This window comes from Lactobacillus sp. UMNPBX6, from assembly GCF_002553975.1.
GTDB classification, from domain to species: Bacteria; Bacillota; Bacilli; order Lactobacillales; family Lactobacillaceae; genus Lactobacillus; species Lactobacillus gallinarum.
Genome location: NZ_PCZD01000051.1, coordinates 1 through 11,958 on the forward strand (window position 1 = coordinate 1; position 11,958 = coordinate 11,958).

At 36.7% G+C, this 11,958-nt stretch carries 8 protein-coding genes and 6 pseudogenes; 1 reads left to right on the forward strand and 13 read right to left on the reverse strand.

What is annotated here, in order from left to right; translation table 11 throughout:
- Nucleotides 1–118: 118 nt before the first annotated feature.
- Nucleotides 119–937, forward strand: a complete 819-nt coding sequence (locus tag CP357_RS07960) for a Cof-type HAD-IIB family hydrolase (RefSeq protein WP_087175926.1) — start codon at nucleotides 119–121, stop codon at nucleotides 935–937.
- A 66-nt stretch (nucleotides 938–1,003) separates the two neighbouring features.
- Here CP357_RS07960 and CP357_RS10370 read toward each other — a convergent pair whose 3' ends face one another.
- The 13 genes and pseudogenes from CP357_RS10370 to CP357_RS08025 form a co-directional block, all read right to left on the reverse strand.
- Complete coding sequence (locus CP357_RS10370; RefSeq protein ID WP_198995868.1) at nucleotides 1,004–1,186, reverse strand: hypothetical protein; 183 nt, start codon at nucleotides 1,184–1,186, stop codon at nucleotides 1,004–1,006.
- 205 nt (nucleotides 1,187–1,391) lie between these two features.
- Nucleotides 1,392–1,631, reverse strand: coding sequence for a hypothetical protein (locus tag CP357_RS07970; RefSeq protein ID WP_025005444.1), 240 nt, complete (start codon nucleotides 1,629–1,631; stop codon nucleotides 1,392–1,394).
- 103 nt (nucleotides 1,632–1,734) lie between these two features.
- Nucleotides 1,735–2,460, reverse strand: a complete 726-nt coding sequence (locus CP357_RS07975) for a GntR family transcriptional regulator (RefSeq protein ID WP_087175925.1) — start codon at nucleotides 2,458–2,460, stop codon at nucleotides 1,735–1,737.
- Nucleotides 2,460–3,386 carry a nucleoside hydrolase gene (locus tag CP357_RS07980; RefSeq protein WP_098037022.1) on the reverse strand — a complete coding sequence of 309 codons (927 nt, stop codon included), beginning with the start codon at nucleotides 3,384–3,386 and terminating at the stop codon, nucleotides 2,460–2,462. The genes CP357_RS07975 and CP357_RS07980 overlap by 1 nt, the downstream gene beginning before the upstream one ends.
- Before the next feature lie 119 nt (nucleotides 3,387–3,505).
- Nucleotides 3,506–4,033, reverse strand: a pseudogene (locus CP357_RS07985) (potassium transporter Kup); the annotation flags it as partial.
- A gap of 9 nt (nucleotides 4,034–4,042) precedes the next feature.
- Nucleotides 4,043–4,812 (reverse strand): annotated as a pseudogene (locus CP357_RS07990) (IS982 family transposase).
- 79 nt (nucleotides 4,813–4,891) lie between these two features.
- Complete coding sequence (locus CP357_RS07995) at nucleotides 4,892–5,275, reverse strand: cupin domain-containing protein (RefSeq protein WP_061205015.1); 384 nt, start codon at nucleotides 5,273–5,275, stop codon at nucleotides 4,892–4,894.
- Nucleotides 5,275–6,024: pseudogene (locus tag CP357_RS08000) on the reverse strand (ROK family protein); the annotation flags it as partial. The gene CP357_RS07995 and the pseudogene CP357_RS08000, both read right to left, overlap by 1 nt.
- Nucleotides 6,025–6,140: 116 nt before the next feature.
- Complete coding sequence (locus CP357_RS08005) at nucleotides 6,141–7,499, reverse strand: MATE family efflux transporter (protein WP_012845486.1); 1,359 nt, start codon at nucleotides 7,497–7,499, stop codon at nucleotides 6,141–6,143.
- Between the two features lie 79 nt (nucleotides 7,500–7,578).
- A pseudogene (locus CP357_RS08010) lies at nucleotides 7,579–8,920 on the reverse strand (MATE family efflux transporter).
- Between the two features lie 126 nt (nucleotides 8,921–9,046).
- Nucleotides 9,047–9,343 (reverse strand): annotated as a pseudogene (locus tag CP357_RS08015) (helveticin J family class III bacteriocin); the annotation flags it as partial.
- 22 nt (nucleotides 9,344–9,365) lie between these two features.
- Nucleotides 9,366–10,223 (reverse strand): IS982 family transposase, encoded by an 858-nt coding sequence (locus tag CP357_RS08020; protein ID WP_013682704.1) that lies wholly within the window; start codon nucleotides 10,221–10,223, stop codon nucleotides 9,366–9,368.
- Between the two features lie 95 nt (nucleotides 10,224–10,318).
- A pseudogene (locus tag CP357_RS08025) lies at nucleotides 10,319–11,818 on the reverse strand (KUP/HAK/KT family potassium transporter); the annotation flags it as partial.
- Nucleotides 11,819–11,958: the final 140 nt, after the last annotated feature.

Sequence of the window (11,958 nt, forward strand, 5' to 3'; positions counted from 1 at the left end):
TTGAGAATTTTGATCGTTCTTTTTATGGCCTAGGATTTAGTTTTTTCCCAGACACTTTTGCTTTATAATAGTAAATAAATAGAAAAGATATAGATTTTATAAAAAGAGGACAAATTACATGAGCAAATTACCTTTTAAAGTTATTGCCGTAGACATGGATGGTACATTCATGCGTGATAATCAAACTTTTGATCATAAAAGATTTGACCGAATTTTAGATCAAATTCATGAAAATAAAGCCCACTTTATTGTTTCAAGTGGTCGACCATATTCTCGTTTGAGAAAAGATTTCACTGGATTTTTAGATAGAATTGACATGATTGCCGACAATGGCTCACTTCTTATTCAAGATGACAACATTATCAGCACTCACCTATTAACTCACAAAACTACAATGGAATTACTAGAATTTATTCAAATTCATTATCCTGAGAGTTCCGTCATCGTCACTGGCATCAATAGCTCATATACAACGATGGATGCATCCCCTGCCTTTAAGCAAACAATGAACTTCTACTATCCTGATCGTGTGGAAGTACCCGACTTAATGACCGCCGTAAGTCCTCATGATCAAATTACTAAACTAACTTTGAGTTATCGATATGATTTTTCAGCAGAATTAGAAAAGGAATTCAATGCCCACCACGCAGAAAAAATCCACTGTACTTCAAGTGGATTCGGGCTAATGGATATCGTTCCTTATAGCGTCAACAAGGGTATCGCGTTAAAATACTTTTTACGTTACTTCGATGCTAAGCCTAGTGAATTAATTGCGTTTGGCGATGGCATGAACGACAAAGAAATGCTGGAACTCGCCGACTATAGCTATGCTATGGAAAATGCTGAACCTGCACTTAAAAAAGTCGCTAAATATATTGCACCAAGCAATAATGATGATGGTGTTTTGCAAGTGCTAGATAAATATTTGAATGAGTAAAAAGAAAATAGGACTTTCACAATAAAAGTCCTATTTTTTCTTCGCACTTATGCACCTTTTAACTATCTAACAATACATTATTTTGGCAAATTTAGACAATTCTACTCTATTATATGCACCATTTTTTCTACTTTCTGGATGGGGATCTAATCCGATGATAGTAATATCTCTTCGATTAGGGCCGTAAACCCAAAACATTCGCCGAGCTTCACTATTATTATTTTCTAAATAAGACTGCCAAACTTTCATGCCGTATCTAGCTGATAAAGAAGATATTTCATGAGTACGTAATCCAGGATATTAAGGATCTTCAGATAGCGATTTTAATGCTTTTCCCCATTTTTTGTATAAAACTGTATCTTTTTTACTAATTGAACCATTTCGATAACTTACCTGTAATTCCTGCCATAATTCAGCCATCTGGGGAATACCCATTTTGATTTTAAACCGCATTCTAAAAATCTGATAAGTCTACTGGAGCAGACACTTTTCCTTTCTCAAAGTTAGCAATAGATTCATCCATTACTTCCAGAGCCTTATTTGAAACATCTTTTGGCTTAACCAATTCTCTAGGTTCTAAAACTAAACATCCATTATCATATTCCTTAACATCATAATATTTAAATTTAGATTTACGTAATGTTATTCTTTTTTTACTATCTGTATGAGCAATGTAATTATTGACGACTTGCATAATTAAGCCCTCTCTTTCTGTGGGATTTCCCACTAATATTATATCATATTTACGCTAGCCAAAAAAAAGAGCAGTCATTAAATGGCTGCTTCATATAATATTTCTATTTCCCCAAATTAACAAAAGTATTGAAATTCATGTAGTGATAATGAACTCGCATGTTTGACACTTCAAACGGCGTTCCATCATCTAAAAAGAAAATACCTTCCATAACACCAACTGGCTCATTTTCTTTTAAATGCATCTGCTTTTGATCTTCAGCATTCGAGGGCTCAACTGTAATATTCAAAAATGCCTTAGTTACGGTTTTGCTTTGTTCATCTTCCAAATAATTAAATAAAGAGCTCTGCAACGTTTCAGGCTTCAATTCCGGCATAATTTTAATAGGTAAATAACCTGTTTCAATCAAAAATGGCTGTTCATCGAGTAAACGCAGGCGCTTGAATTCATAAACAAAAGCATTTTCATTTAAAAATAAGTCTTCCGCAATTTCTTTGTTAGCTTTAATCACCTGAAAATCTAACAGTTTTATTTGCTGCTTTTTACCAGGTACCTTAAAACTATCAGTGATTCCCAAGTTCGAGCCGTCATAACGAAACATCGCCTGATTTTTCAAATACAGTGGATTAATAAACGTGCCACTACCTCGCTTTTTAAAAACGATCCCTTGTTGGGCCAATAATTCTAGGGCTCGTTTCATCGATGAACGACTAACGTCATAATGCTTAGCTAAACTACGCTCATCGGGAATCCGCATCCCATTATATTTATTATTTAAAATATTTTGTTTAATATCCTGCATTACTGTCCGATAAACGTAATCTGCCATTATTCTCTTCCTTGATCAGAATTTTTAATACTATCAATAAACCATTTTGAAAATTGATCTAAATCTACATCTGTTGCAATTTCTGCATTAACATTTTCTTGATCCATAAAATTAATTACACTTGCACCATATGTAAATTGACCGCGCAATTCAATCTCTACGTTAGCCTTTTTCAAGGTAAACATTTCTGGATGAAGCAAAATGCCTACAGCCGTTGGATCATAAATCTTAATACGAGGATCACCATCTGGCTCATGAATGTGTGAAAATAGTGAGTAAAGCATGTTGCCGACTTCACCACATTCCTTTACCTTGCTCATTTGATCTTGGGTTAAATGAGCCTTATTGCCGATTTCAAGCGGCGCCACCTTAATTGGTAAACCGCTGTGGAAAACAACTTGAGCAGCTTCAGGATCTCCCGCAATATTGTATTCAGCAAGTGGACTGTGATTGCCGCGACCGATGTTACCGCCCATGATGACGATTTGATCAATATTTTTCTTTACTTCAGGATATTGTTTAAAAAGCAAAGCATAGTCAGTTAACGGTCCAATTCCAAGTAAAGTAACTTTTTCAGGACTATTCTTAATTTCTTCAGCCATCACAGTTGCAGCAAGGCCTGGCTTAACCAAACTGCGATCTGCTTCTTCAAAATCAAAGCCAGCGATACCAGTTTTACCATGTACTGATGCGGCACTAATCATTGGTGCAACTAATGGTTGATTAGCCCCCACTACTACGGGAACCTTGGTGTGCAAAAACTTTTCTAAATTCAAAGTATTTTGCAAAGTATATTCAAGTTGAACATTTCCCCAGGTTGGCACGATCATTCTGACATCAAGTTCTTTAGCAAAAAGGCTGATCGTCATTGCTGCAATATCGTCAATTCCTGGATCTGTACTAATAATTAAAGGTTTCTTATTCATAAATTCTACCTCTTCTAAGCGTATTAAGTATATTTATAATAACAAAAAATCGACCAAATAAAAAAGTGGTTCGATCTAATCTAACTGAAAAAAGCCTAGCTTGGCTAGACTTTTTTCAGTTACTTTTTAGTTTGTTTCTTAGGTTTAATTCGCTTAATATAGCTTTCTTGATGCTTGCCTAAGATCAATGGTACTCGTTCTACCACTGTATCTGCATACTCTAAACCAAACCAAGAAGCTGGGTTAGAAGATAGATTTTGCAGCCAGACTCTAGCCTCGACCATAAACTTCTCATAACCAGTCAATTTAGTTAATGGACTAATTACATCATTAACAATGACGAAGGAGAAGTCACCTACATCTCTACCAGGAGTAGTAGTGAATCTTTGTAGTTGAGCCTCAATAGTACCATCTGCAATCAATTCATGAACAATTTGCCGTAAGTAGACGTTAACGCTAGTTTGCTTTCTAAAACCTAGATAAAGCTGAACGTTGATTACGTTCTTAGTACCGTACGTATTTACTGCATATTCTGCGGTATATGGTTCGTTTGTTACATTGACAGTAACAAACCAATAGGCTTTAGCACGTTTAGGTCTTTTATCCAAAATTGAATAAAGTATCTCACGCTTAATGAACTTATTATACGCGTGGTGCTAGTTAAATCGTTCTAGACAATATGCCATATTATAGGTCAAAATGGCTATTTCTAGCCGCTGTTGAAAGCCTGCTAGATTCCTTGCTCGGTTGTTTTCAGTATTGTAATAGCTAAGCAAGAAAAAGTCGCTTTCAATCGTTCTCCTAATTGCCATTAATTAGTGATCGTTATGCTTTTTAGAGCCTTTCATATTTTTGCGATATGGCGTCCAAAGCACATATCCCATACGCTCGTCTCTTTGGCATCATGTACCGACGCCTTAGTAACTGCGTAATCAAGCAGATAGCCATCATCACTCACTATCGCGTGGACCTTGAAGCCATAATAGTAGACTTTTTTGGTGGCTTTATAGCCAATATCGGCTATGCCACGGAAAATTTTAACGCGATAATTGCGAACAGGCTGACAAACTGGAACAGGAAAACTGTCAATAATCAAAAATTCTCCAGCAACCCTTACTTCTTTATTCCAAGCTTGACGGATACAGCGAATTAAAGGCAGGAGCATCCGAGCTCGCCGATTAAAGCGAGAATGAGACAAGCCAACAAAGAATTTACAAAATCTTCGTTGAGACTCAATCCCAATTTCAGTTTGCCAAATGAGCATCGCTAAGATAGAGCTGTCAGAAAGCTTGGTACGATCAACATTTTTGCGATGTTTAAGCTTATCGGGAGCATAGAGTTTATACAGAGAGCGGCAGATTACATTTAAGCGACTAAAACTAACTTGTAAATGGTGAGAGAAACGATTAAGCTTGAGGTAGTTCAATTAGATCAGACTCTTTTCTATTAATCTAAGTTACAGCTTGAGTCTAATCCGATTGGACTTTTTTGATAACTAAAACGATTTAACTAGCACCACGCGTTTGCAGATCAGTAAAACTAGTTGGATCATTGATAGCAATAATCTCCTCACTGATTTGCGGATACAGCCTGCAGACTACACTATACGGAAAAATTATTGATAGAGCTAAATCTTGTTCTCCAGAACGATTTCTAATCGAATGTATTTCCTGAGAATTAACAATAAAGATTTTTCCAGGCTTAGTGTTATATTTTTTACCGCTAATTTGAAAATTATCGATGTTTCCTCTTATCGTATAGCTAAGTTCAATCCCACGATGCCAATGCGGAGCAATATAAAACGGAATTTTATTGTCATGAAAAACGAAATACCATACGTTTAACGGATCGGTAGGAATTACTACTTCGTGAAGATTCTTTTCAGACATTATAGTTTTTCACCATTAACGTGTAGCAACAAGTTGTATAAAGCTCCAAATAAATTTGCATCATTCTTAAATTTAGCTTCAACAATCTTAGGACGAGTCAAAGTCATCTTGTACATTGGCATTTGATCCAAAAATTGATCATATGCACGATTGATTTCTTCAACTAGAATCGGTTGCGCTGAGATTCCACCACCAATCGCAATTGTTGTCAAATCTACTACTGATTGGATATTAACAATGATGCCAACCACATCCCAGCAATAGGAACGTAGTATTTTCAAAGCTTGCTCATTGCCCGAATTGATAGCTTCAAAAGCAGCTAAGCCATCAGTTTCATCCTCATTGCCGATCGCTTTAATGACCTGGCTAACCATGCGAACTGCCGAGCCCATAGTTCCAGCAATATCATCAAAACCCATTTCTTTGGCCATCTTTAAAACCATGAAGCTCAATTCACCGGCTTGGAAGTGAGCACCATTTAATAAGCGACCATTCACAATTATTCCGCCACCTACTCCTGAACCAAGAGTAATAGCAGCACAATTTTGCAAGTCCTTCAAATTTCCTAGCCAATTTTCAGCCAAAACACTAGCCTTGCCATCATTTATTACTGCGACTGGAATGTTGAGATCCTTATATATTTCTGAAAAATCAATCCCATCAAGAAATGGCAATGCGCCACCGAAATGAATCTTCGTGTATTCAATTTTACCTGGTGCACAAAAAGCTAGACCCTTGATATCTTTTTCATCTCATATGTATCCGCTTTCATTATCATTACCACAATTGTACTCAAAGCTCAAAAAGCAAACAAGCCAAATATTGATCATAATTTGGCTTGTTTGACATTATTTAGTTTAAAATTTTACGCTTCTTTTCTAGTTTGTTGGCTGATTAAAGCAAAATCAAGATGACGATAAGCATTCAATAAAACTATGGTACTTAAGAACCAAGTAGCCGGATAAATCCAGTTGGCCATCCGAATATCCTGGAAAAATGGCTTGGTACCTAATAAAACTGCTAACCTTACTACAACCCAGCAAAGCATCATTGCTAACATTGGGATCGTCGCTTTCCCTGCACCACGCATTACTGAAGCAATTAAATGCGTAATCGCAACCAAGAAAAAGAAGAAACCACAAACTCTTGCACGCCCAACACCAAAGGCGACGACCGAAGGCGTCGGATCAAATAGCGCGATCAGTTGCGGCGCAAAGGTAAATACGCTTAAGCCGATTATTTCCGCAATCAGCACTGCCAAAATCACTCCAAACCGAACACCCTCTTTAATTCGCTTAATTTTTCCGGCACCAAGGTTTTGCGCCACAAACGTCGTCAAAGCTAAAGTGAAACTAGTTACTGGTAGAAAAGCAAAACCCTCAACGCGAGTATAGGCCCCGATTCCTGCAACTGCATGTGCACCAAACATGTTGATATATGATTGAATAACCACATTAGACACGGAAATTAACGAATTCTGTAATCCTGATGGTAAACCATAATCAATCGTCAGCTTCAACATCGGCCGATATATTTTAAGATGGCGCAGATCTACCCGACTTGGACCTTTTAGCTTACGCAATTTATTATAAGCAAGACAAGCAGAAAATGTTTGTGCTATTACTGTAGCCAAAGCTGAAAAGCCAACGCTTAAATGAAGCCAATAGATAAAAATAATGTCAAAAGCAATATTTACTACTGATGAGGCAATTAGGTAATACAAAGGACCCTTACTATCACCATTGGCTTGAAGGATACTAATAAAAGTGTTGTACATAACAAAGCCCATTGATCCCAAAAAGTATACTCGTAAGAATTCTACTGATTCAGGCATAATGCTTTTTGGCGTTCCCATTAATATCAGAATTTGTGGAGTCAACACTACACCAATGATTATCAACAAAAAGCCACAAATAAAGCCCACAGCAACCACTGTAGCCACTGCTTCGCGTGTGTGTTGATCAATTTTAGCACCAATACATTGTGCTATTACTACTCCTGCACCCATCGCTAGTCCTTGGAATAACCCGATTAGCAACATGATCAAACTTCCAGACGATGAAACTGCAGCTAAAGCATTCGACCCAATTACATTACCAACTACCAACGAATCGGCAGCACTATACATTTGTTGGAATAAATTTCCCAAAAATAGTGGAATTGCAAATTTAATTATCTGACTTCGATATGAGCCTTCAGTCATTACAATCGCGTCATTATCCACCTAATTCCCCCTTACTTATCCAAACCGTTAAATAAATATCATCTTAACTTATAATTTAATTAAATCACAGGGAAAACAACTATACAAACAGTGACTTGGTTCTCCAAGTACCATGATGCCACCGGTAGATCATCAACATTGCGCGCAAACTTTCATCGATCGCATATGCAATCCATACACCTACTAACCCCATATGAAAGACAATTGCCAATAAATATGAAAATGGCAAGCTAATTAGCCATAGCACAGTTAAACTACATGCAAGCGGAAATCTAACATCCCCACTCGCATTTAATGATCCTACCAAAGTCATATTAACCGCTCTTGCTGCTTCAAGAATAATTTCGACCAAGAAAACCCAGCGTGCCAATTCAATGATTTCAGGTTTATTTGTATAAATATGCATAATTGGCGTAATAAAAATAAAGGTCACGATTGAAATTGAAGTTGAAATTCCCACATTTTGTACCATTGACCGAAAGCCTCTTTGATATGCTCCTTCGAAATCTTTTGCGCCAACAGTACGACCAATAACAATTTGATTTCCTTGACATAAGGCTGAAGCCGTTAAAAATACAAATTGGGTAATCGCTGAAACATACGATTTGGTAATCAATACATTAGTTCCTAAAGTAGCAACAATCATTGTGACTACCACTTGAGCCCCAGAATAAGAGACTGATTCACCTGATGAAGGTAATCCTAACTTAAGAATTTGTTTTAAAAATGGTATCGAAAACCGTTTGAAGTTAACTTTTAACACATTGAACTTCACATATCGCTTAACTAAATAAATTGCTACAATCCCCGCACAAAATTGGCCAAAGATACCTGAGATTGCAATCCCTCTAACGCCAAAATTAGGTAAGCCGAATGGTGAGAACAGCACCAAATAATTCCCACAAACCGCAAGAATATTAGCGATAGTTGGCACAATCAAAGCTTGCAAGGTTAAACCATGCGTTCTCAAGCAGGCTAACATGACAGAATTTAACGCCAAAATAATCGTTCCTGCTCCGTACAGCTGCATATAAGGGATCGCAATTGCAATTACATCATCTGGAATGTTCAAGAAGCGTAACAGAGGGTATGGCAAAAGAATAAAAATAGCTCCTAAAAGCAAACCAATTCCAATTGCTCCAAAGATTGCTGTATTCATTACCTTAGGAATCTCTTTGTGTTTTTTTGGCACCAAGAAATTGCGCAATCATGATTTGTGTACCTACCGTTACAAACCCATAAACATTATATGACAAGCCCAAAAATTGGTTGCAGGCACCAACAGCAGCTACAGCCACTTCATCAAAGTGAGAAATCATCCATACATTGACGTTTCCCACCATCACATTGAAGAGAAATTCAATAAAAATTGGCCAGCTTAGAATGATTAATTCTTTGTCTGATCGGTTTAAAAGCTTCATGGCAATACCTAACCTTTCAAAATAAAATTGAAACCGTTTTATTCGATTTGTACATATTTTATTCTATACACATAAAAGGTAAAGACAAAAGCTATACTTTTTTCAATTAATCTTGATATCTGAAATTTAGTCCCAAGCTAATTCATAAACCTTATTTGAAACAGTTTTATTTTTACCGTTAACATTAGCATGGTATGCAACAGTTAAGTAACCGTGATTCTCATCAATGATTTGGATACTTTCAACTTCACTATGTTCACCTGAAATATCTAATCCACCAAATGCACTTAAATTTACATTTTCCCATTGAGATTGGTCATTACGAGCATAAAATGGAATCTTTACAATTTCCTTGTGATAGTATGACCATGAACCATTACTTAAACTTGGTGATTTTTGACTAGTAATATAAATATTACCAGAATTATCTAGATCACGCGTGGTGCTAGTTAAATCGTTCTAGACAATATGCCATATTATAAGCTAAAATAGCTATTTCTAGCCGCTGTTGAAAGCCTACTGGACTTCTTGCTCGATTATTCTCAGCGTTGTAATAACTAAGCAAAGAAAAGTCGCTTTCAATGCTTCTTCTAATTGCCATCAATTGATGATCATTATGCCTTCTAGCTCCTTGCATATTTTTACGATATGGCATCCAAAGCACATATCCCATGCGCTTTAGATTAGTAGCTAGATTTTTGCCTAAATAACCTTCATCTCCTAAAAGATAATGGTTGGCTGGATGAGCATCGATCATCAATTCTACTGTCTCTTTGGCATCATGTACTGACGCTTTAGTAACTGCATAGTTAAGCAGATAGCCATCATCGCTTACTATTGCGTGGACCTTGAAGCCATAATAATAGACTTTCTTGGTTGCTTTATAACCAATATCAGCTACGCCCCGAAAGATCTTGACACGATAATTGCGAACAGGCTGGCAAACTGGCACTGGGAAACTATCAATAATCAAAAATTCTCCAGCTGTCTTTACTTCTTGATTCCAAGCCTGACGGATACAACGAATTAGAGGCAAGAGCATCCGAGCTCGCCGATTAAAGCGAGAATGAGACAAGCCAACAAAGAATTTACAAAATCTTCGTTGAGACTCAATCCCAATTTCAGTTTGCCAAATGAGCATCGCTAAGATAGAACTATCAGGAAGCTTGGTCTGATCAACATTTTTACGATGTTTAAGTCCATCAGGCGCATAAAGCTTATATAGCGAGCGACAAATCACATTTAACCGATTAAAACTAACTTGTAAATGGTGAGAAAAACGCTTAAGCTTGAGATAGTTCAATTAGATCAGACTCTTTTCTATTTAAATTACTTACAACTTGAGTCTAGTCTAATTGGACTTTTTTATTAACTAAAACGATTTAACTAGCACCACGCGTACTTATTATACTTAACCTTTGCCATATAAACAACATTAGTGGCATAAACAGGGTAATCTTCGCAGTGGCTTAAATCTGTCAGCATTTCTGTATACTCGTCTAAACGAACGTAAGCATTCTTAGCTTCACGCTTATCACGAATCTTATTTCCATAAAACCAAACATACATGATTGCCAAGATAAAGCCAGCAATTAAAACAGTTACGTAACCGCCATGTAAGAATTTAGTCAAACTGGAGATTAAGAACATCCCTTCAATAAAAGCAAATGCAATCAAAAAGATCACACGTAAGTAAAGTGGTTTGCCTTTTTTACCCAAGTATTCAAACAATAATATTGTAGTCATCAACATAGTGACAGTAATTGCCAAACCATATGCGGCTTCCATGTGGTGTGAAGTTCTGAATAAGAACACAATTGCTACAGTTACCACACAGATCATTTTGTTAATTGATGGAATATAAATTTGTCCTTTTTCAGTTGAAGGATAAATAATATTCATTCTTGGTAAAAACTTTAGACTGCTGGCCTCAGCAACCAAAGTAAACGATCCAGTAATCAATGCCTGGGAAGCAATGATAGCTGCGATCGTAGCCAAGGCAATGGCAAAAAGACGCAAATTGCTAGGAACAACTTCAAAGAATGGATTGAAGTCACCATTACCAGCATGATAGCTAACATTATGCAAAATCCAAGCACCTTGGCCTAGGTAGTTTAATGAAAGACAAACAAATATATATGGCCAAGAGCCTATAATATTCGCCTTACCTACGTGTCCGACATCCGAATATAACGCTTCAGCACCAGTAGTAGCCAAGAAGACAGAACCTAAAATTAGAATCCCAACTTTATTAGCTGGACTAAACAAAATTCGAATAGCATGAATGGGATTAATCGCTTCCAAAAGACTCCAGTCATGGCTCAAGTTAGCAATGCCAACTACTCCTAAAAAGGTAAACCATACCAACATAATTGGACCAAATGCTTTACCAATAACGCTGGTTCCCATCCTCTGAATTGAGAATAGAATTACCAAAATGATGATAGTAATCATAATTACAACTTCTTGAGAAGGAACCGGAATCACATCACCAAAGCGCATATTCTTTAACCCTTCAATCGAAGTGGTAACGGTCACTGCTGGTGTCAAAGTACCATCGGCAAGCAGAGCTGCACCACCAATCAGAGCCGGGATAACCAGCCACTTGGCTCTTTTTCTAACTAAAGCATAAAGAGAGAAGATTCCTCCTTCGCCATGATTAGTTGCCTTCAAAGCAATCATGACATATTTGACAGTAGTCAACAAAGTTACTGTCCAAAGAATTAACGAGATTGAACCAACGATCAATTCTCGATTAACGTTGGCAATCCCGCCATTTTCAGTCACAATTGATTTCATTACATATAACGGACTTGTTCCAATATCACCATACACAATACCTATGGCAATCAACAATCCCGCAAAACTCATCTTTTGCTTTTTAGTAATTTTATTCATGTCTAATAATCCTCTACAACACTTAAAAATAAAATCTTCACTAGTATAGATAATTAATCCAGTGTTTACAATAAAAATATATTTTTCGCCGATTGTAAAATTAAATTGAACACTTGATAAAAAATAAAAAGTCCATTCGG